The 21,345-nt window shown below is 50.5% G+C and carries 17 protein-coding genes; 16 read left to right on the plus strand and 1 reads right to left on the minus strand.

Going from position 1 to position 21,345, the window contains the following annotated elements:
* The first annotated feature begins 25 nt into the window (after window positions 1-25).
* The 8 genes from BLQ44_RS15200 (at window position 26) to icmF (ending at window position 11,904) form a co-directional block, all read left to right on the plus strand.
* Window positions 26-2,149, plus strand: coding sequence for a heterodisulfide reductase-related iron-sulfur binding cluster (locus BLQ44_RS15200; protein ID WP_093194748.1), 2,124 nt, complete (start codon window positions 26-28; stop codon window positions 2,147-2,149).
* Between the two features lie 301 nt (window positions 2,150-2,450).
* Window positions 2,451-3,638 carry an acetyl-CoA C-acetyltransferase gene (locus BLQ44_RS15205; RefSeq protein WP_093194749.1) on the plus strand — a complete coding sequence of 396 codons (1,188 nt, stop codon included), beginning with the start codon at window positions 2,451-2,453 and terminating at the stop codon, window positions 3,636-3,638.
* Between the two features lie 2 nt (window positions 3,639-3,640).
* The gene (locus BLQ44_RS15210; RefSeq protein WP_093194750.1) at window positions 3,641-4,486 is read left to right on the plus strand and encodes a 3-hydroxybutyryl-CoA dehydrogenase; all 846 of its coding nucleotides are present in this window, start codon (window positions 3,641-3,643) and stop codon (window positions 4,484-4,486) included.
* Between the two features lie 11 nt (window positions 4,487-4,497).
* Entirely contained in the window at window positions 4,498-5,634 is a 1,137-nt protein-coding gene (locus BLQ44_RS15215; RefSeq protein ID WP_093194751.1) for an acyl-CoA dehydrogenase, read from the plus strand.
* A 15-nt stretch (window positions 5,635-5,649) separates the two neighbouring features.
* Window positions 5,650-6,789 carry an acyl-CoA dehydrogenase gene (locus tag BLQ44_RS15220; RefSeq protein ID WP_093194752.1) on the plus strand — a complete coding sequence of 380 codons (1,140 nt, stop codon included), beginning with the start codon at window positions 5,650-5,652 and terminating at the stop codon, window positions 6,787-6,789.
* Between the two features lie 330 nt (window positions 6,790-7,119).
* A complete protein-coding gene (gene meaB / locus BLQ44_RS15225; protein ID WP_093194753.1) occupies window positions 7,120-8,070 on the plus strand; it encodes a methylmalonyl Co-A mutase-associated GTPase MeaB in 951 nt (316 codons plus the stop codon).
* Window positions 8,060-8,698 carry a TetR/AcrR family transcriptional regulator gene (locus BLQ44_RS15230; RefSeq protein WP_093194754.1) on the plus strand — a complete coding sequence of 213 codons (639 nt, stop codon included), beginning with the start codon at window positions 8,060-8,062 and terminating at the stop codon, window positions 8,696-8,698. Before meaB ends, BLQ44_RS15230 begins: the two co-directional genes overlap by 11 nt.
* A gap of 2 nt (window positions 8,699-8,700) precedes the next feature.
* Window positions 8,701-11,904: a fused isobutyryl-CoA mutase/GTPase IcmF gene (icmF, locus tag BLQ44_RS15235; RefSeq protein ID WP_093194755.1), complete on the plus strand. Its 3,204-nt coding sequence runs from the start codon at window positions 8,701-8,703 to the stop codon at window positions 11,902-11,904.
* Window positions 11,905-12,381: 477 nt separating this feature from the next.
* Here the strand turns inward: icmF and BLQ44_RS15240 are convergent, their stop codons facing one another.
* Window positions 12,382-12,729: a hypothetical protein gene (locus BLQ44_RS15240; protein WP_245688178.1), complete on the minus strand. Its 348-nt coding sequence runs from the start codon at window positions 12,727-12,729 to the stop codon at window positions 12,382-12,384.
* A gap of 168 nt (window positions 12,730-12,897) precedes the next feature.
* On the opposite strand from BLQ44_RS15240, the gene rpoE reads away from it, so the two are divergent.
* From rpoE to BLQ44_RS15280, 8 genes are all read left to right on the plus strand, one after another.
* Window positions 12,898-13,443: a DNA-directed RNA polymerase subunit delta gene (rpoE, locus tag BLQ44_RS15245; RefSeq protein WP_093194756.1), complete on the plus strand. Its 546-nt coding sequence runs from the start codon at window positions 12,898-12,900 to the stop codon at window positions 13,441-13,443.
* 205 nt (window positions 13,444-13,648) lie between these two features.
* Window positions 13,649-15,241, plus strand: a complete 1,593-nt coding sequence (locus tag BLQ44_RS15250; protein ID WP_093194764.1) for a CTP synthase — start codon at window positions 13,649-13,651, stop codon at window positions 15,239-15,241.
* Window positions 15,242-15,687: 446 nt separating this feature from the next.
* A complete protein-coding gene (locus tag BLQ44_RS15255) occupies window positions 15,688-16,065 on the plus strand; it encodes a response regulator (protein ID WP_093194757.1) in 378 nt (125 codons plus the stop codon).
* 135 nt (window positions 16,066-16,200) lie between these two features.
* A complete protein-coding gene (fba, locus tag BLQ44_RS15260) occupies window positions 16,201-17,064 on the plus strand; it encodes a class II fructose-1,6-bisphosphate aldolase (protein WP_093194758.1) in 864 nt (287 codons plus the stop codon).
* 99 nt (window positions 17,065-17,163) lie between these two features.
* Window positions 17,164-17,811 (plus strand): fructose-6-phosphate aldolase, encoded by a 648-nt coding sequence (fsa, locus tag BLQ44_RS15265; RefSeq protein WP_093194759.1) that lies wholly within the window; start codon window positions 17,164-17,166, stop codon window positions 17,809-17,811.
* Window positions 17,812-17,872: 61 nt separating this feature from the next.
* Window positions 17,873-19,159, plus strand: coding sequence for a UDP-N-acetylglucosamine 1-carboxyvinyltransferase (locus BLQ44_RS15270; RefSeq protein WP_093194760.1), 1,287 nt, complete (start codon window positions 17,873-17,875; stop codon window positions 19,157-19,159).
* Between the two features lie 326 nt (window positions 19,160-19,485).
* On the plus strand, window positions 19,486-20,766 hold the full coding sequence (rho, locus tag BLQ44_RS15275) for a transcription termination factor Rho (RefSeq protein ID WP_093194761.1): 1,281 nt from the start codon (window positions 19,486-19,488) through the stop codon (window positions 20,764-20,766).
* A gap of 143 nt (window positions 20,767-20,909) precedes the next feature.
* Window positions 20,910-21,155 (plus strand): type B 50S ribosomal protein L31, encoded by a 246-nt coding sequence (locus tag BLQ44_RS15280; protein ID WP_093194762.1) that lies wholly within the window; start codon window positions 20,910-20,912, stop codon window positions 21,153-21,155.
* Window positions 21,156-21,345: the final 190 nt, after the last annotated feature.

The following is a 21,345-nucleotide window of genomic DNA, read 5'->3' on the forward strand; positions in this document are numbered from 1 at the left end:
CAAAACAGAAAGAGGGGGAGAAGGAATGGATCCTTTATTGCTGGTCAACTGGCTGTTGTTCCTCGGTGTGACGTTTTACGGCGTGTATTTATTCGCCCGTATCGTGCAGACGAGAATTGCTTATATTAAGATGGGGAAAAAATTTGAATTCGATGGAAAAATCAAGCGTCGTCTTCAAAAAATCGGGATTTATGTCTTTGGTCAGAAAAAATTATTGAAAGATAAGAAATCCGGGGCGATTCATGTAATGATGTTCTACGGATTTCTGCTCGTCCAGTTCGGAGCGATCGATTTCATCTGGAAAGGACTTGCGCCTGATTCGCACCTGCCGCTAGGTCCGGTTTATCCGGCATTCACATTTTTCCAGGAGCTTGTGACACTCATGATTCTCGTAGCGGTCGTGTGGGCGTTTTACCGTCGCTACATAGAGAAGCTTGTACGCCTGAAGCGCGGTTTCAAAGCAGGACTTGTACTTATTTTCATCGGAACGCTTATGGTGACAGTGCTTGCCGGAAACGCGATGAATATCCTCTGGCATGGCCATGAACCGACGTTATTTGAACCGGTGGCAAGTACTATTGCGCTCGCATTCACTTGGCTTCCTGAAACGGGGGCCGCTGCCGTGTTTTTCGTAATGTGGTGGATCCACCTGCTGGCATTGCTGTCGTTTCTCGTTTACGTGCCGCAGTCGAAGCACGCTCACCTTATCGCAGCACCGGTCAACGTATTCCTCAGTCGTGAGGACGCACCCGGCAAGCTGAAGCCGATCAATTTCGATATCGATGACGAAACGGATGAAGAAGAAGTATCCTTCGGGGTCGGAAAAGTGGAAGAATTCGACCAGCTGCAGATGATCGATCTGTATGCCTGTGTGGAATGTGGACGCTGTACGAATGTGTGTCCGGCTTCCGGTTCCGGGAAGATGCTGTCTCCGATGGACCTTCTCGTTAAAATCCGTGATCACCTGACGCATAAAGGAGCTGCCGTTACCGGTCGGGAAGCGTGGGTACCCTCCTATGCCTTCTCCGGAACGGAAGGGAACATGCTCGCTTCGATGGCCCGCGGTGAACAGAATGAGGCAGTCGATCGTGTCAACGAAACGAACCTCATCGGTGACGTGATCACAGAAGAAGAACTCTGGGCTTGTACGACGTGCCGTAACTGTGAGGATGCTTGTCCGGTACTTAACGAACACGTCGATAAAATCATCGACCTGCGCCGTTATCTTGTGATGACAGAAGGAAAAATGGATCCGGATGGTCAGCGTGCCCTTATGAACATCGAACGCCAGGGGAACCCTTGGGGACTATCGAAGAAAGAGCGCGAAGACTGGCGTGAGCTTGATGAGGATGCGTACATCCCTACTGTGAAAGAATTGAAGAAAGAAGGCGAAGAATTCGAGTATCTCTTCTGGGTAAGCTCGATGGGATCGTACGACAACCGCAGTCAGAAAATCGCGATGGATTTCGCGAAGCTTATGAACAAAGCGGGCATCAAGTTCGCCATCCTCGGTAACAAAGAACAGAACTCCGGAGATACGGCTCGCCGTATGGGGAACGAATTCCTCTTCCAGGAGCTTGCCGAGAAGAATATCAAAGAGTTCGAAAAGAACAATGTAACGAAAATCATTACGATCGATCCGCATGCGTTCAACATTTTCAAAAACGAATATCCGGACTTCGGATTCGAAGCGGAAGTGTACCACCATACGGAAATGCTCGCGAAATGGCTCGAGGAAGGTCGTCTGAAACCGGAAGCACCGGTCAACGAGAAGATCACCTATCACGACAGCTGCTATCTCGGCCGTTACAACGAAGTGTACCAGCCGCCGCGTGAAGTGCTTGAGATGATTCCGGGCGTCGAAGTCGTCGAGATGAAGCGTAACCGCTCGAACGGCATGTGCTGTGGAGCCGGCGGAGGTATGATGTGGATGGAAGAGAAATCCGGAAACCGCGTCAACCTCGCCCGTACCGAACAGGCGCTTGAAGTGGAACCTACGATGATCTCGAGTGGTTGTCCGTTCTGTCTGACGATGCTGTCTGACGGAACGAAAGCGAAGGAAGTCGAAGAAACCGTAAGCACGATGGATATCGCAGAGATTCTTGCTAAATCTATATTTGAAAAAGAAAAAGCGGAGCAGGCCGTTTAGAAACCAGGTCAGGTATCTGGTTATGCGACAGTTTTTCAGAAGAAAAGAGAAGAAAGCATTTCATAAATAAAGATATCCGATGCTTTTGATAGAAAGTGAAGAAGAAAGTATCGCATATCAAATATTATGCGATACTTTCATCAATCTGATTACTTAAGAATGTCCCATAACAAAAAACAAATTGGAAGAAAACAGTGGAAAGTGTACAAAAAGTTTTGTACACTTTCCTTATGAAGAGAAATTGAGCGAGCGTTCGATAGCCAATTTTGAAAGCGTTATCAAATAAAAGGAGGAATCAGGTATGACGAAAACAGTGATTGTGGAAGGAGCCCGTACAGCATTTGGGAAACTTGGAGGAAGCCTTGCTTCTTTATCCGCTTCCGAGCTCGGAGGCAAAGCGATTGCCGAAGCGATGCAACGCGCCGGAATTGAAGGCAAGGACATCGGCGAGGTGATCATGGGTACCGTGCTCCAGGGTGGCCAGGGACAGTTGCCATCCAGACAGGCGGCACGGAATGCAGGTATTCCGTGGCATGTGAAAACGGAAACGGTCAATAAAGTGTGTGCGTCCGGCATGCGAAGTGTCACGATGGCGGATCAGTTCATTCGTCTCGGGGAAGAAGAGATCATCGTCGCCGGAGGAATGGAAAGCATGAGCAGTGCTCCTTATTTCATGCCGAAAGCCCGTTTCGGATTCCGGATGGGAGACGGCGCCGTGAAAGATATGATGATCCACGACGGACTGACTTGTTCCTTTGAAGGCGTGCATATGGGGTCGTACGGAAACCGCACCGCCAACAATCACGACATCACCCGCCAAGCGCAGGATGATTGGGCATATCGTAGTCATCAGCTTGCCGGCAAGGCGATCGATTCCGGAGTGATGAAAGAAGAAATCGTTCCTGTCGAGATTCCTCAGCGAAAAGGCGATCCGATCAAGGTCGATACCGATGAAGCACCACGTCTCGATACGACGGTCGAACGCCTGTCCCAACTGAAACCGGTCTTCGATAAAGACGGCACAATCACTGCGGGTAACGCACCTGGCGTCAACGACGGGGCGTGTGCGATGGTTCTCATGTCTGATGAAAAAGCGGAGCGCGACGGCATCAAGCCTCTTGCGACCATCCTCGCTCACGATGAAATCGCGGTGGAAGCGCAGGACTTTCCGGAGACACCGGGACTTGTCATCAACAAACTTCTAGAAAAAACCGGAAAAAAACTTGAAGACATTGATCTGTTCGAAGTGAATGAAGCTTTCGCTGCCGTCTCGCTCGCCAGCGGGAAAATCGCCGGACTCGAGACAGAGAAAGTGAACGTCAACGGCGGAGCGGTCGCTCTTGGTCATCCGATCGGAGCCAGTGGCGCAAGGATCCTTTTGACACTAGCGTATGAACTTCGTCGCCGCGGAGGCGGACTTGGTATTGCTGCCATCTGTTCCGGAGGCGGCCAGGGTGACGCAGTCTTGATTGAAGTGGAGGGAGCGTAATCATGAAGTATATTTTCGTTATCGGTGCCGGCCAGATGGGTGCCGGGATCGCGCAAGTATTCGCAACGCACAATTTTTCCGTGAAACTGTTCGATGTAAACCAGGAAGCACTCCAAAAAGGAATGGAAGGCATTCATAAACGTCTCGACCGTTCCGTGGAAAAAGAACGGATGACCCAGGAAGAAGCGGAACAGGCCAAAGCGCATCTGGAAACAGCTTCAACCCTTGAGGATGCGTCGAACTGTGATTTTGCCATTGAAGCGGTCGTCGAGAATATGGACGTCAAAGAGAAAGTGTTCCGTCAGCTCGATGAAATCATGCCGGAGCATGCGATTCTAGCGACGAACACGTCTTCGCTCCCTATCACAGATGTAGCGGCTGTGACGAACCGGCCATCCCAGGTCATAGGGATGCATTTCATGAATCCGGTACCGGTCATGAAACTTGTCGAAGTCATCCGTGCGATTCAAACGAGTGATGAAACATACGAACGGGTAGAACAACTCGCCAAGCAGCTCGTGAAGACTCCGGTCGAGGTGAATGACTATCCTGGCTTCGTTTCGAACCGTGTGCTCATGCCGATGATCAACGAAGCGATTTTTACCGTTTATGAGGGAGTCGCGTCGAAAGAAGACGTCGATACGGTCATGAAGCTCGGGATGAATCATCCGATGGGACCATTGCAACTCGCGGACTTCATCGGTCTCGATACATGTCTGTCGATTATGGAGATTCTTTTTGACGGATTCGGCGATTCGAAATATCGTCCATGTCCATTGTTGAAAAAATACGTAGCAGCAGGCTGGCTCGGGAAGAAATCCGGCCGCGGCTTTTACATCTACGAATAGGAGAGAGGCTCATGGCTTTTACAGATGAACAGCAGATGATGAGGAAGATGGTTCGCGATTTCGCAGAGAAGGAAGTGGCTCCGGCGGTGGAGCGCATGGAAGAAGAGGATCGCTTTCCGATCGAAGTCGTCAGAAAGATGGGAGAGCTTGGATTGATGGGTGTTCCGATTCCTGAAAAGTATGGCGGGTCGGAAATGGACTTCACGTCTTACATCCTTGCAATCAATGAGCTGTCGAAAGTCAGTGCGACGGTAGGGGTCATCCTTTCTGTCCACACCTCCGTCGGTACGAACCCGATTCTTTACTTCGGAACCGAAGAGCAGAAAGAGAAATATCTGCCGAAGCTTGCAAGCGGTGAATATCTGGGTGCCTTCGCTCTGACAGAGCCGGGTGCCGGGTCCGACGCGGCAAGTCTGAAGACCCGTGCGGTGAAAGACGGGGACGATTACATCCTGAACGGTTCGAAAGCCTTCATCACGAATGCGGAAGCGGCCGATACGTTCATCGTCTTCTCCCGTACGAATCCGGATGAACCCGGAAGTAAAGGTGTCAGTGCGTTTATCGTGGAAAAAGACATGCCTGGATTCTCCGTCGGCAGTGTGGAGCGGAAGATGGGCATGCACGGGTCCAGCACATGTACGATCAACTTCGATCAGTGCCGGGTGCCGAAAGAGAACCTGCTAGGTGAAGAAGGAAAAGGATTCTCGGTTGCGATGGCGAACCTGAACACCGGACGCATCGGCATTGCAGCTCAGGCGCTCGGGATTGCGGAAGCGGCTCTCGAGTACTCCGTTTCCTATGCGAAAGAACGCGAGCAGTTCGGCAAACCGATCGCCAAACATCAGGGTCTTTCTTTCAAACTCGCCGATATGGCGACCGAAGTAGAGGCGGCAAGGCTCCTAGTCTATGAAGCGGCCCGTCTTCAGCAGGAAGGGCTGCCGTGCGGCAAAGAAGTATCGATGGCGAAGCTGTGGGCTTCGAAAGCTGCCGTGAATACGAGCATCGAAGCGGTGCAGGTGTACGGGGGATACGGCTACACTGAAGACTATCCGGTGGAGCGCCTGTTCCGGGATGCGAAAGTTTGTGAAATTTATGAAGGAACGAGTGAAATTCAGAAGATTGTCATCGGCAATCACCTGATGAAATAAAAGGGGGAAAGCGACATGGACTTTACATTGACAGAAGAACAGCAGATGCTGAAGAAAATGGTACGTGACTTCGCGGAAAACGAAGTGGAACCGACAGCCGCGGAGCGCGACGAAGAAGAACGGTTCGACCGGGGGATTTTCGATCAGATGTCCGAGCTCGGGCTGACAGGGATTCCGTGGCCGGAAGAGTACGGCGGCATCGGATCGGATTTCGTAAGCTATGCGATTGCGGTAGAAGAACTCTCCCGCGTCTGTGCATCTACGGGCGTGACGTTATCCGCTCATATTTCTCTTGCCAGCTGGCCGATCTTCACGTTCGGCAGTGAGGAGCAGAAGAAGAATTTCCTGACTCGTCTCGCGACCGGGGAAGCGCTCGGTGCTTACGCTTTGTCCGAACCGGGCGCAGGAAGTGACGTTTCTTCCATGAAGACGCAGGCGAAAAAAGACGGCGACGACTACATCCTGAACGGCAACAAAGTATGGATCACCAATGGCGGCGTCGCGGATATCTATATCGTTTTCGCCAAGACCGATCCGGAGGCAGGGCACAAAGGAGTCAGTGCTTTCATCGTAGAAAAAGGGACGGAAGGTTTTTCTTTCGGGAAAAAAGAGAAGAAACTCGGTATCCGCTCGTCTCCGACGACGGAACTCATTTTCGAAAATTGCCGTGTACCGAAAGACAATCTTCTCGGTGCAGAAGGCGAAGGATTCAAAATCGCCATGCAGACGCTTGATGGTGGACGAAACGGCATTGCAGCCCAGGCTGTCGGTATCGCTCAAGGGGCTCTCGATAAATCCATCGGCTATGCGAAAGAACGCGAGCAGTTCGGCAAACCGATCGCCAAGCACCAGGGCCTCTCTTTCAAGCTCGCCGACATGGCTACCGATGTGGAAGCGGCACGCTTATTGACGTATCAGGCCGCTTATCTGGAATCTGAAGGCAAACCGTACGCCAAGGCTTCGGCTATGGCGAAACTGTTCGCCGGCGACGCAGCGATGGACGTGACGACAGAAGCGGTGCAAGTCTACGGTGGCTACGGCTATACGAAAGACTACCCGGTCGAACGCTACATGCGCGACGCGAAAATCACCCAGATTTACGAAGGCACGAACGAGATTCAGCGTCTTGTTATTGGTAGAATGGTGACTAGCTAGAAAAGTGGCAGGCGCCGTTTAGAAATACTGGCATAAGTAGACCGGTCAGACAAAAGCGATCTTTCTTTTTTCTGATCCGGGCTACTTATGACACGAATTTCTGGTGCCTGGAACTGGACAAAGAAAAGTGGCAGGCGCCGTTTAGAGGTTTATCTCAAAAAGTTGAAAGCTTATCTCAAATTTTTTTGGTTTATCTCAAAAAATGCGCGAGTTATCTCAAAAAATCAAGTGTTTATCTCAAATTCTTATGGGCAAGCATATTTATCGTAACTTTTGAGCCATTTATCGCAAAAAAAGAACTTTTCATCCGACAGAAGAAAGGACGATTCGATGCATCCGCTGGCAGAACGCATTCAAAACGGAGATCGCCGGGCCCTTGCCAGAGCGATCACCCTCGCAGAACGGGAAGATAAAGAAAAACTTTCCCTCATGAGCGACATCTTTTCCATGGAAAAGAATGCGCATCACATCGGCATTACCGGCTCACCCGGCGCAGGGAAAAGTACGCTCATCAACGAGCTTCTCCACCTTCTACGGGAGCAGCACTTAACGGTAGCGGTCATCGCCATCGATCCGACGAGTCCGTTCAGCGGCGGCTCGATTCTCGGGGACCGGACGAGGATGCATCAGCATTTCGTCGATCCCGGTATTTTCATCAGAAGTATGGCGACCCGCGGCAGTCTCGGGGGCCTGGCCCGTGCGACGAAAGATGCGATACGGATGTGTGATGCCGCCGGTTTTGATGTCGTCCTTGTCGAAACGGTAGGCGTCGGTCAGTCCGAGCTTGATGTCATGAAAGTCGTCGATACGACGGGACTCGTGCTGACGCCGAACAGCGGAGATATTCTGCAGATATTCAAAGCAGGCATCATGGAAATCGCTGACCTTTTCATCATCAACAAAGCGGACCTTCCGGATGTGGAGAAGCTGAAGATTACACTTGAAGACTACATGATGATCGCGGATCCGAAGGGGTGGTATCCGCCGATCGTCAAAACCGTATCCACGAAGAAAACGGGTCTCCCCGAAATGTGGGAAGAGATGAAGCGTCACAGAACCTACCTCGAAGAGACCGCTTCCGGCCAGGAGAAAAAACGGCTTCAGCGCGAAATGGAAGTGTACGAACTCATCCGCGAAGAAATCTGGCGCGACGTGAAGCGATGGGTGGAAGAAGGCGGTCGCACCGCCGAGCTTAATCAGCAGTCCTATGATCCATATGCCCTCGCGAAGCATTGGTTCGACGAATGGAAGAAGGAAAGGAAGAGTAGCGATGGAGAGTAAACAGGTTCCTTCCTCAATCAAAAACAGAGCCCTCGTCGAAAAGCGGCGGGACCAGATGATCCAGGGAGCCGTTTCCCTTTTCCGGGAAAAAGGGTTCCATAAAACGACGACACGCGAAATCGCCAAGGCGAGCGGCTTCAGCATCGGCACACTTTATGAATACATCCGTACGAAAGAGGACGTCCTCTTCCTCGTCTGCGATTCGATTTATGAGCAGGTGAACGTCCGGATGAAGGAGGTCGTCATCGCTTCTGTTCCCGGGGAGACCCCTCTCGAAGAAGCGGTGCGCGCTTATTTCCACTTGATGGATGAGCTTCAGGAAGAAGTCATCGTCCTTTATCAGGAAGTGAAAGCCCTGCCGAAAGAAGCGAAAAGTTACATTCTGGAAAAGGAGCGGGAAATGGTAGGGATGCTCGAAGAAGTCATATCCCATAGCCTGCCTGACATGCCGCCGGGGAAAGTCGCTGTCATCGCCAACAATATTTTCGTCGAAGGCCAGATGTGGGGCTTCCGGAGATGGATCCTGCAGCGCTCATTTTCCCTTGAAGAATACATCGATCATCAGGTGAATGTACTGCTTTACGGAGTATCGGAACATCAGTCATTTACAAAAAGCAAGGAGGAGTAGCGTTGGACGTATATCAACCGAAACATGCCGTTCGTTTTGTAACCGCTTCCAGTCTGTTCGATGGTCACGATGCATCGATCAATATCATGCGCCGTATTCTGCAGGCGACCGGAGCGGAAGTCATCCACCTCGGCCATAACCGGTCCGTGGAGGATGTGGTGAATGCCGCCATCCAGGAAGATGCGCAGGGAATCGCGATTTCATCTTATCAGGGCGGTCACGTGGAATATTTCAAATACATGATCGATCTTCTGAACGAAAAAGGTGCTTCGCATGTACGCGTGTTCGGAGGCGGAGGTGGAGTGATTCTGCCTCGTGAAATCAAAGAACTGCACGACTACGGTGTCGCTCACATCTTTTCTCCGGAGTATGGCCGGGAACACGGGCTTCAGGGCATGATCAATCACATGATGGAGGAAGCTGACTTTCTTCCCCAGGTAAAAGAAGGCATGGAAACGGGGGACGGAGAAGTGACGACCATCGCCCGTATGATCACTCAGGCGGAGAGCCTGGGTGAAGCGGAGCTTTCGAAGTGGAGGGAAAAGTGGAATTCGGATAAAGACGTACCTGTGCTCGGTATCACCGGAACAGGAGGAGCAGGGAAGAGTTCCCTGACGGACGAACTGATCCGCCGCTTCCTGAACGAAGTCCCTGAAAAGAAAGTCGCGGTTCTGTCCGTCGACCCGACGAAGAAAAAGACCGGGGGAGCGCTGCTCGGCGACCGCATCCGGATGAACGCGATTTTCCACCCGAATGTCTACATGAGGTCCCTCGCGACGCGTGATGCCCGGACCGAGATATCGACTGCTGTCCAGGATGCGATCCAGATTGTGAAACAGGCCGGCTACGACTTCATCATCGTCGAGACGAGCGGAATCGGTCAGGGTGATGCGGAGATTACGGAAATCACGGACCTGTCCATGTATGTCATGACGGCAGAGTTCGGTGCTCCTTCGCAGCTCGAGAAAATCGACATGATCGACTTCGCTGATTTCATCGTCATCAACAAGTTTGAACAGAAAGGCTCAGAGGACGCATTGAAGCAGGTAAGGAAGCAGTATGAGCGTAGCCATATGCGTTTTCACGAAGACCATGAATCATTCCCTGTCTTCGGTACGATTGCCAGCCAGTTCAACGATCCGGGTACGAATACGTTGTTTGCAGCGCTTCTTGATACTATTAATGAACGCTATGGCTGGGATGATGAGACATCGCTTGAGCGCGTGTCCAAAGTCGAGAAGCAGAATGTCATCATCCCGAACGACCGTAAGCAGTATTTGAGGGATATCGTAAAAGAAGTGCGCGGCTATCATGAGTTCACCGCTGAACAGGCGGACAAAGCACGCAAATGGTATCAGCTTGAAGGAACCGAGAACATGATCGGGGAAACGGAAGCCGTTACCGAAGCAAAGGAAAGCATAGTCCGTGACATCGACAGAGATGTGAAAGAGAAGCTCGAAGACTGGGACGCGCTTCACGAACGATATAAGGGCGACACGTACACGTTCAAAGTCAGGGATAAAGAGATTACGATGGACCTCACGACCGAGAGTCTCTCAGGAACGAAGGTGCCGAAAGTGGCGCTTCCGAAATACATGGACTGGGGCGACCGGGTCCAGTGGCTGATGAAAGAAAATGTGCCGGGGGCTTTCCCGTTCACGGCAGGCGTTTTTCCTTTCAAACGGAAAGGGGAAGATCCGAAGCGACAGTTCGCCGGAGAAGGGACTCCGGAGAAAACGAACCGCCGTTTCCACTATCTATCGGAAGGCGATGATGCCAAGCGTTTGAGTACGGCATTCGATTCGGTGACACTGTACGGGGAAGACCCGGATGAGCGTCCGGATATTTACGGGAAAGTCGGCGAGAGCGGCGTGAACATCTGTACGCTCGAGGATATGAAGAAGCTGTACGATGGCTTCGATCTCGTCGATCCGAAAACGTCCGTCTCCATGACGATCAACGGTCCAGCGCCGATCATCCTGGCTATGTATTTCAACACGGCCATCGATAAAGAATTGCAGAAGTTCGAAGACAACGAAGGTCGGAAGCCGACAGCGGAAGAAGCGGAGCGGATCAAGGAAGAAACGATCCACGTCGTCCGCGGAACCGTGCAGGCCGATATTCTGAAAGAGGACCAGGGGCAGAATACGTGTATCTTCTCCACGGAATTTGCGCTTCGTATGATGGGGGACATCCAGCAGTATTTCATCGATCATGACGTGCGTAACTATTACTCTGTGTCGATTTCCGGGTATCATATCGCGGAAGCAGGAGCGAACCCGATTACGCAGCTCGCTTTCACGCTTGCGAACGGGTTCACATACGTCGAGTATTACCTGAGCCGCGGCATGGATATCGACAAATTCGCGCCGAACCTGTCGTTCTTTTTCTCCAACGGTCTGGATGCGGAGTATACGGTGCTTGGCCGGGTAGCCCGCAGAATCTGGTCTATCGTCATGAAAAATAAATACGGAGCGAATGAGCGCAGCCAGAAGCTGAAGTATCATATCCAGACTTCCGGCCGATCTCTGCATGCGCAGGAAATCGACTTCAATGATATCCGCACGACGCTGCAGGCACTGATTGCCCTGCAGGATAACTGTAACTCGCTCCATACGAACTCTTATGACGAAGCGATCACGACGCCGACCGAAGAATCGGTGCGCCGTGCGATGGCGATCCAGATGATCATCAGCAAAGAATTCGGCCTGACGAAAAACGAGAACTCGCTGCAGGGATCGTATGTCATCGGAGAACTGACGGATCTCGTGGAGGAAGCCGTCCTGCAGGAATTCGAGCGGATGAACGACCGCGGCGGAGTGCTAGGAGCCATGGAGCGCCAATACCAGCGTGGCAAAATCCAGGAAGAATCTCTTTACTACGAAGGGAAGAAACATTCCGGCGAATTGCCGATTGTCGGCGTGAACACTTATTTGAATCCGAATCCGACGTCAGAGGAAGACATCGATTCCATGGAACTCGCCCGTGCATCGAAGGAAGAAAAGGAGCATCAGATCAGAGAGCTCAGGAACTTCCAGCAGTCGCATGAGAGTGAAGCCGATGAAGCGTTGAGACGCCTGAAAGAAACAGCGACCTCCGGCGGCAACATCTTCGAAGAACTCATGCACACCGTCCGCGTCGCCAGCCTCGGCCAGATCACCCACGCGTTGTACGAAGTCGGTGGGCAGTATCGACGGAATATGTAAGGACAAAAGTGGAGCTACCCCGCTTAGAAACCTTAGTCATAAGCAGGACTGTCAGACAAAGGTGCTTTTTCCTTTCTTTAATCCGAGTTGCTTATGGCTCGAGTTTCTGGATGTCGCAGCTAGACAAGAAAAGCGGAGAAGCACCGCTTAGAAACTTTAGAATCATAGCAGAACAAACATAAAATCGGCGGACGCTTTCCGCGGGCACGGCTTAAGCTAACTTGACCAGGAAAGGCACCTGATCAAATGGATCTTAAGCTCGTGCTGTTCCCGCTGGAGTCGCCGCCGATTTATGGAGATTTTTGAAGTAACAGGAAAAGGAGACACTCCCGATCGGAAGGTGTCTCCTTTTTTGAGATAAACGCTGAACTTTTTGAGATAAACGCTGAACTTTTTGAGATAAAACGGAAAAAGTTGAGATAAACGCGCCACTTTTTGAGACAAACTCTGAAAATTTGAGATAAACATTATCCTTACTTAGTGACTGCCACCGACGCTATCGTCATCGTGAGCCTGGTTGATGGACACTACGTGAGGCGTTTTCGTTCCATACCATTCATATGTGATCTCGTATGTTTCATCGGCTTCGACGAGCATCCACTTACTTGTATCTTTCACTTTGATTTTCTGGTCGTCGACAACGATATAATAATCTTCTTCTTCGTGATACTTCTCGGATACGGTCGCTTCCGTGAGGTGTTCTTCGTGGATCATGCCGTAGCTTGTATACATCCATGTCGGGAACATCACGGCGATGAAAGCGATCAGTGTCCAGGTCACCGGATGCAGTTCTTTTAATCGGTGCAACTTCATTTTATGCTTCATTGAGTGTCTCTCCTTCGCTAAGGCTTCTGTTCATATTGTACGAAAAAAAGCGAGGGAATTCCAAAAAAATCTCTGTTATTGATTTTTCCTCCCGTTCTTTCTATAATAAAGGGTATGGTTACAATGAGAGTCGTATGTGATTACGCTTGTACAAAGGAGTGCTGAAGCTTGAGTTTAAAAGATTTGACCCAACAACAAATAGACGAAACATCGATGCTTGAAATGGCTTATGTAGTATTGGAAGACCAGCATCAGACTTATGATTTCAATGATCTGTTCCATCAGATTGCGGACATGAAAGGGTTCTCCGAGGCCCGTAAAGAAGACGCGATTGCCCAGTTCTATACGGACATGAACCTGGACGGACGCTTTACGACGACCGGTACGAACCAGTGGGGTCTTCGTAAGTGGTACCCGATTGAACAGATGGAAGAAGACATTGCGAACCTTCCGAAGGTACGTAAGAAAAAGAAGAAGAAAAAGAAACCGTCCAAGCTGCTTGAAGACGAACTTGGCGTTTCCGAGTATGACTCTGATGATGACGAAGATGGCATGGAAGACCTCGATCTGACAGATGAAGACCTCGACCTGGATGACGATGACGACTTCGAAGGGGATTATGAAGAAGATGACCTGGATGAAGAGGAAGAAGAAATGGTCAGCGAGGACACAAGTTTCATCGGTGATGAAGATGAGGATGACGACGACCAATAATTTTTTCCGATTCTTGACTTTGCGGTCGAACCTTTTTATAATTCTATTTGGGCTCTTAAAAAAGAACGACCTTCGAGAAGCTCCCCAATTTCGGTTGGGGAGCTTTTCTTTTTTGTAAGACCAGGGCGGCTTCAAACCCGCCCTTTCTCTATTTCATACATGGGACAGAAGCTTAAGGCAAATCAACAAGGAAAGAGGGATGAATGTGACAAAGTATATTTTTGTTACTGGTGGTGTAGTATCTTCATTAGGAAAAGGGATTACGGCGGCTTCACTCGGGCGCCTTCTGAAAAACAGAGGGTTGAGCGTAACGATTCAGAAGTTCGACCCGTACTTGAACGTGGATCCGGGTACGATGAGTCCATATCAGCACGGAGAAGTTTTCGTAACGGATGACGGTGCGGAAACGGACCTTGACCTCGGCCACTATGAGCGTTTCATCGATATCAACCTGAACAAATTTTCGAACGTGACGACCGGAAAAGTCTACTCCAACGTCATCAAGAAAGAACGTCGCGGCGATTATCTCGGTGGAACCGTCCAGGTCATCCCGCATATCACGAATGAAATCAAAGAGCGCGTCTACCGTGCCGGACACGAAACGAATGCGGACGTCGTCATTACAGAAATCGGCGGAACGGTGGGAGACATCGAATCTCTTCCATTCCTTGAAGCGATCCGTCAGATCAAGAGCGACATCGGCCGTGACAACGTGATGTACCTGCACTGTACGCTCGTGCCGTATATCCGCGCAGCAGGAGAGCTTAAGACGAAGCCGACACAGCACAGTGTCAAAGAACTGCGTTCTCTCGGTATTCAGCCGGACGTCATCGTGCTACGTACGGAAACGGAAATCTCCGAAGACATGAAAGAGAAGATCTCTCTTTTCTGTGACCTGAAAAAAGAAGCGGTCATCGAAATGATCGATGCGGAAACGCTGTATGACGTGCCGCTCACGCTTCAGGAACAGAAACTCGACCAGCTCACGTGCGATCACTTCAGCCTGAACTGCCAGCCGGCGGAGATGACGGAGTGGAATGAACTCGTCGACCGTGTGAAGAATCTGAAGGAGAAGCGCACGATCGCTCTTGTCGGAAAATACGTCGAGCTGCCGGATGCGTATATCTCGGTCGTCGAAGCATTGAAGCATGCCGGTTATCAGCATGATGCGGATGTAGAAGTGAAATGGGTGAACGCGGAAGAAGTTACGGCGGAGAACGTTTCCGAGCTCGTTGCAGACACGGACGGCATCCTCGTACCGGGAGGCTTCGGTCACCGCGGAATCGAAGGGAAAATCGAAGCGATCCGCCATGCCCGTGAGAACAAGATTCCGTTCCTCGGCATCTGCCTTGGCATGCAGCTCGCTACGGTTGAGTTCGCACGTAACGTACTCGGGTACGAGAACGCGCACTCTGCGGAAATCGATCCGACGACGGAACATCCGATCATCGACCTTCTTCCGGAACAGAAAGACGTAGAGGACCTTGGCGGAACACTGCGCCTTGGAATCTATCCATCCCGTCTGAAAGAAGAAACGAAAGCGATGGAAGCGTACCAGGACGAAGTGATTTATGAACGTCACCGTCACCGTTTCGAATTCAATAACCACTACCGCGAAGAGATGGAAGAGAAAGGGTTCCAATTCTCCGGGACAAGCCCGGACGGCCGTCTTGTGGAAATCATCGAGGTGAAAGACCACCCGTGGTTCGTAGCCAGCCAGTTCCACCCGGAATTCAAATCACGCCCGACGCGTCCACAGGAATTGTTCAATGGATTCATCGGAGCGACTTTCGTTTAAAAAATTATTATGAAGATTTTGCGCGACATTCACACCGGAGCACCGGTCCCCGAGTGTCGCGCTTTTTATGCACCGCGCCGTTAAAGACTCTATCTCGTGCGTGAGTGGGAGGCAAATGGATTCGCTGGACGCTCGTGCAAGAATCATGTCTATGAACGGCGCCCAAGGGCAATCAAGATCTTGGAGCACGGCCGAGGTGGGTTGCGGGACGCTCAAGTCGGAGCGTTACGCCTGAGTGTCGCGCAATTGTATGCACCGCGCCGTTCAAGCCTATTTCCCATTTGTGAGTGGGAGGCAAACGGATTTGCTGGACGCTCGGGCAGGAGTCACGCTCGTGAACGACCCCCAAGTAATAATTTTCTCCCCATCCCGGCAGGAATTGAACCATTTCGCGTGGAAATAAAAGGGATGGGAGAGAAATATGTGCAGTAGAGGTGAAAGAAAGAATGGCGACGGTATTAGTCATTGACGATGAATCAGGTATACAGCTTATGCTGGAACACTTCTTCAAATCGAAGGATTGGGAAGTGAGAGCGGCGACCAATGGCCTGGAAGCGGAACGAATGCTTGCGGACGCTGCTTATGATGTTGTACTGATGGATTACCATCTGCCCAAAAGAAGCGCGGGCGAACTCCTTTCGTTCATGGACGAAAGGAAATTGGACAGGCCGGTGATCATGACTACCGGTTTTTCCAGAGAAGAAATCAAAGACACGCTTGAGTACAAGCAGGTGAAAGGAGTTATGGAGAAACCTTTTGATCTGGAAGAAATTTTCTCTTTAGCAGAACAATTAGTGACTACCGAAAATAATTTTTATATGTAAGCGTAAACATTGATCAGGCAGTATTGCACCTTCAGAAAGGGACTGGTATTCTTATAGTTGTAAATAAACGAACGTGTGTGATTTCAGAGTCGCTCTGCCGTCATGCTTGTAATAGTTATAAGGAGGAACCCTTTCATGCCTTTAGTTTCGATGAAAGAAATGCTTGAAACAGCTAAAGAGAATCGCTACGGCGTAGGTCAGTTCAACTTGAACAACCTGGAATACGCACAAGCTATTCTTCAGGCTGCAGAAGAAGAACAGTCCCCGGTAATTCTTGGTGTATCCGAAGGTGCAGGCCGCTACATGGGTGGTTTCAACGTAGTCGTTGATATGGTGAAAGCACTGATGACCGCTTATGGTACAACCGTACCGGTAGCAATCCACCTCGATCACGGATCCAGCTTCGAGAAATGTGCCCAGGCGATCCATGCCGGCTTCACTTCCGTAATGATCGATGCTTCTCATGATCCGCTTGAGGAGAACATTGCCGTTACGAAGAAAGTCGTAGAGCTTGCTCACATCCACGGCGTATCCGTAGAAGCGGAACTTGGCCGTGTCGGTGGTCAGGAAGACGATCTTATCGTAGATGACGCGGAAGCAGCGTACGCGATTCCTTCCGAGTGTAAACAGCTCGTAGACGAAACGAACGTAGACGTATTCGCTCCGGCTCTCGGCTCTGTTCACGGCCCTTACAAAGGAGAACCGAACCTTGGTTTCGACCGCATGGAAGAAATCATGGGACTTGTCGACAAGCCACTTGTACTTCATGGCGGTACAGGCATTCCTTCTGCTGATATCAAGAAAGCAATCTCTTTCGGTACAGCGAAGATCAATGTGAATACAGAAAACCAGATCGCTCAAGGCGACGCGGTGCGTAAAGTTCTTGCGGAACAGCCTGAGCAATATGACCCTCGTAAATATCTAGGACCTGGACGTGACGCAATCAAAGAAACCGTCATCGGCAAAATGCGCGAATTCGGTTCTTCCAACCAGGCGTAAGTTTTTTCAGGAAAAAGTGAAGCCGTTACTGTAGTAGCGGTTTCCTTTCTATATGCTTTTGAAAACGCAATCATAACTTCGAAAAGGGGAGACAGTCGCATGAAATTTTTCATTGATACAGCGAATATTGACGAAATCAAAGAAGCGAATGCATTGGGGTTATTGGCAGGGGTGACGACGAACCCGAGTCTTGTGGCGAAAGAAGGCGTATCGTTCCACGATCGTCTTCGTGAAATCACTACGGAGGTCGATGGATCAGTAAGTGCGGAAGTTGTCTCAGAAGATGTCGAAGGTATGATGAAAGAAGCGAAGGAACTGGCAGCCATCGCTCCGAACATCACGGTGAAAGTTCCGATGACGATGGAAGGGTTAAAGGCAGTGAAGCAGCTTTCCGATCTGAATGTCAAAACGAACGTGACGCTTGTATTCTCGGTGAACCAGGCGCTGCTTGCAGCTCGTGCCGGTGCTTCTTACGTGTCTCCTTTCCTCGGGCGTCTTGATGATATTGGCCATAACGGAATGGAATTGATCTCGCAGATCGCTGAAGTGTTCGATCGCCACGGAATCGATACGGAAATCATCGCAGCTTCCGTACGTCATCCTATGCATGTACATGAAGCGGCTCTACACGGAGCGCATATTTCGACGATTCCTTTCAAAGTCCTGAATCAGCTCGTGAAGCATCCGCTTACCGATCAGGGAATCGAGAAATTCCTGAACGATTGGAACAATGCGACGAATAAGTGAGTGAGGTTCCGGGAATTGCGTAAACTAACAGCATAAGAATGTGTAAAGTGAGGAGTTAGGCATGCACAAACTAATGGTAGAAGGCGCGAGGCCGCTTCGGGGGACCTTGCGTGTCAGTGGTGCGAAGAATAGTGCAGTAGCTCTGCTTCCGGCAGCCATTCTGGCGGATTCCCCGGTGACGATCGAGGGCCTTCCGGATATCTCGGATGTCGGAACGCTGTCAGAGCTGTTAAGGGAAATCGGAGGCAGTGTGTCCCAGGAGGGGAGGACGGTATACATCGATCCTTCCGAAATGGAAGATATGCCGCTTCCGAACGGACGTGTAAAGAAATTGCGCGCCTCCTATTATTTCATGGGGGCGATGCTGGGTCGCTTCAATAAAGCGGTGATCGGTCTTCCGGGTGGCTGTCATCTGGGGCCACGGCCGATCGACCAGCACATCAAAGGGTTCGAAGCGCTCGGAGCGGAAGTCACGAATGAGCAGGGAGCCATTTATCTTCGGGCGGAGAAATTGAGAGGAGCACGCATTTATCTGGATATGGTAAGTGTCGGGGCGACGATCAATATCATGCTTGCAGCAGTCCGTGCCGAAGGGAAGACGATCATCGAGAACGCGGCGAAAGAGCCGGAAATCATCGATGTCGCGACGCTTCTGACCAACATGGGCGCGAAGATCAAAGGGGCTGGAACAGATGTCATCCGTATCGAAGGAGTGGAGCGTCTGTCCGGCTGCCTGCACACGATCATTCCGGATCGTATAGAAGCAGGGACGTATGCTATTTTAGCAGCGGCTCAAGGAGAGGAAGTCATTCTTGATAACGTCATACCGCAGCACCTCGAGTCCCTACTTGCGAAACTCCGGGAGATGGGAGTAACGATCGAGACGAAAGATGATCAGATGTACATCCGACCTCCTGAGAAAATGACCAGCGTCGACATCAAGACGCTCGTTCATCCAGGATTCCCGACGGACCTGCAGCAACCGTTCACCTCCCTTCTGACGAATGCTACAGGAAACGCGGTGGTGACGGACACGATTTATCCGTCCCGTTTCAAACACGTGGATGAACTTAGACGGATGAACGCTAAGATCAAGGGAGAAGGCGGCTCTGCGATTATACAGGGACCTACTCCTTTACACGGGGCCCGTGTAAAAGCGTCCGATCTTCGTGCAGGTGCGGCGCTCGTCATTGCCGGACTGATGGCGAAAGGAACGACGGAAATCACCGGCGTCGAACATATCGAACGTGGGTATGAGAATATAGTCGAGAAACTGAATAATCTGGGAGCTAATATCTGGTACGAAGAAATGTCCCAACTGGAGAAAGAACAATTCCAGAACTCATAATAGTACTCAGGGGACGTGTCTCCCCTGAGTTTTCTTTTATTGGTATGATACCGTGGGTGGTTGATTGCTCGATTTTTGCAAAGACATGACCGAAATTCACGGCAGCATGCTGAATTTCAATCGGAACACGCTCGAAACTCACACAACATGCTAAAAGTCTCACAAACCTCCTATTGAACTGAGATGTGTTAAGATGTAGAATAAGCTTGTTTACAGCCTCGGTAAGCTTCAGAAAGTTTGCTTCTCTAAACCTTCACTATCTAACTTCCTATTACAGAGCTTTCGAGACATATATGATTCCAAAATTTATATAAAGTGGTGATTTTGTGGCTGAATTGAATATTTCCAGCTTAGAAACGTTGAAATTGAAAGACTTGTACGATAAAGCGCGTGAATACAAAGTTTCCTATTATTCGAAACTGACGAAGCGCGAGCTCATTTTCGCTATTTTGAAAGCGCAGGCGGAAAAGGATGGATACCTGTTCATGGACGGGATCCTCGAGATCATTCCCTCGGAAGGCTTCGGTTTCCTTCGTCCGATCAATTACTCCCCGAGTGCTGAAGATATCTACATTTCCGCTTCCCAGATCCGCAGGTTTGATCTGAGAAACGGGGATAAAGTATCCGGAAAAGTACGTCCACCAAAAGAAAATGAGCGGTATTACGGACTGCTGCACGTGGATGCCGTAAATGGAGAAGACCCGGAAACGGCGAAAGAACGGGTGCACTTCCCTGCACTCACACCGCTCTATCCGGAACGCCACATGAGACTGGAAACAGCGCACAACCAGCTTGCGACAAGGATCATGGACGTCATGGCACCTGTCGGATATGGACAGCGCGGTCTTCTAGTTGCGCCGCCGAAAGCCGGGAAGACGATGCTTCTCAAGCAGATTGCCAACAGTATCTCGAAGAACCATCCGGATTCGAAACTGATCATTCTTCTCGTGGACGAGCGTCCGGAGGAAGTGACGGATATCGAACGCTCCGTCGCGGCAGACGTCGACGTGGTGTCCTCCACTTTTGATGAGGTGCCGGAGAACCATGTCAAAGTTTCTGAACTTGTACTCGAACGGGCTATGCGCCTGGTGGAACATAAGCGTGACGTCATCGTACTGATGGACAGCATCACGCGTCTGGCGAGAGCTTACAACCTTGTCATTCCGCCAAGTGGGCGTACCCTTTCCGGTGGTATCGATCCCGCTTCCTTCCACCGTCCGAAACGATTCTTCGGAGCGGCGCGTAACATTGAGGAAGGCGGAAGCCTGACGATTCTGGCAACGGCTCTCGTCGATACAGGATCCCGGATGGATGACGTTATTTATGAAGAATTCAAGGGTACCGGCAACATGGAACTCCATCTCGACCGTTCTCTTGCTGAGCGACGCATCTTCCCATCCATCGACTTGAAGCGTTCCGGAACGAGGAAAGAAGAACTGCTCCTTTCGAAAGAACAACTCGACAAAATGTGGGCGATTCGCCAGGCGATGTCCGGGTCTCAGGACTTCTACGAACGCTTCCTGCGCCGCATGAAGAAGTCGAAAGACAACCAGGAATTCTTCGATCTGATGGACAAAGAAATGAACCAGGGAGCCGGAAACCGCTAGAATTATTAGCTGTTGCATTAACGTAGGGGACCTGATATAATCACTCTATGTGAGTTTCAGTCAAGGTGCCACGTGCACCCGAAACGGCTCTTACAATAACTCTGTGCTGAAAAAGGGCTCAGGGCAAAAAGGAGTGGAAGAGAATGAAGCAGGATATTCATCCAGGATACCAAAAAGTTGTATTCCTAGACACAAGCTCTGACTACAAGTTCCTAACAGGATCTACTCAGACTTCTGATGAGACAATCGAATGGGAAGACGGTAACACGTACCCATTGATCCGTGTAGAGGTAAGCTCTGCATCTCATCCGTTCTACACAGGTAAACAGAAAGCGGACAAAGCTGGTGGCCGTGTAGACCGTTTCAAGAAAAAATACAACCTTTCCTAATAGCGGGAGAGTTTACAGAGAACAGGCAGATGTCATACGTGGCAGATGCCTGTTTTTTATATGGAAAAGTGGAATCACCCCAGTGCCGCGTTTGCGCGCCGTTCAAGAGGGGATCTCTTGTCCGAGTGTCCAGCAAATCCGTTAGCCACCCACTCAGCATCCGGACCAGGAATGGAACGGCGCGGTGCAT

The organism is Salimicrobium halophilum (assembly GCF_900100295.1).
Taxonomy (GTDB): Bacteria; Bacillota; Bacilli; order Bacillales; family Halobacillaceae; genus Salimicrobium; species Salimicrobium halophilum.

What these genes read in the sequence shown, in the direction of transcription:
- fba (WP_093194758.1), top strand. Translation starts at nt 16,201, where the DNA reads ATGCCTTTAGTTTCGATGAAAGAAATGCTTGAAACAGCTAAAGAGAAT.
- BLQ44_RS15280 (WP_093194762.1), top strand. Translation starts at nt 20,910, where the DNA reads ATGAAGCAGGATATTCATCCAGGATACCAAAAAGTTGTATTCCTAGAC.
- BLQ44_RS15220 (WP_093194752.1), top strand. Translation starts at nt 5,650, where the DNA reads ATGGACTTTACATTGACAGAAGAACAGCAGATGCTGAAGAAAATGGTA.
- BLQ44_RS15205 (WP_093194749.1), top strand. Translation starts at nt 2,451, where the DNA reads ATGACGAAAACAGTGATTGTGGAAGGAGCCCGTACAGCATTTGGGAAA.
- fsa (WP_093194759.1), top strand. Translation starts at nt 17,164, where the DNA reads ATGAAATTTTTCATTGATACAGCGAATATTGACGAAATCAAAGAAGCG.
- BLQ44_RS15200 (WP_093194748.1), top strand. Translation starts at nt 26, where the DNA reads ATGGATCCTTTATTGCTGGTCAACTGGCTGTTGTTCCTCGGTGTGACG.
- BLQ44_RS15215 (WP_093194751.1), top strand. Translation starts at nt 4,498, where the DNA reads ATGGCTTTTACAGATGAACAGCAGATGATGAGGAAGATGGTTCGCGAT.
- BLQ44_RS15230 (WP_093194754.1), top strand. Translation starts at nt 8,060, where the DNA reads ATGGAGAGTAAACAGGTTCCTTCCTCAATCAAAAACAGAGCCCTCGTC.
- BLQ44_RS15255 (WP_093194757.1), top strand. Translation starts at nt 15,688, where the DNA reads ATGGCGACGGTATTAGTCATTGACGATGAATCAGGTATACAGCTTATG.
- BLQ44_RS15240 (WP_245688178.1), bottom strand. Translation starts at nt 12,729, where the DNA reads ATGAAGCATAAAATGAAGTTGCACCGATTAAAAGAACTGCATCCGGTG.
- BLQ44_RS15270 (WP_093194760.1), top strand. Translation starts at nt 17,873, where the DNA reads ATGCACAAACTAATGGTAGAAGGCGCGAGGCCGCTTCGGGGGACCTTG.
- BLQ44_RS15210 (WP_093194750.1), top strand. Translation starts at nt 3,641, where the DNA reads ATGAAGTATATTTTCGTTATCGGTGCCGGCCAGATGGGTGCCGGGATC.
- meaB (WP_093194753.1), top strand. Translation starts at nt 7,120, where the DNA reads ATGCATCCGCTGGCAGAACGCATTCAAAACGGAGATCGCCGGGCCCTT.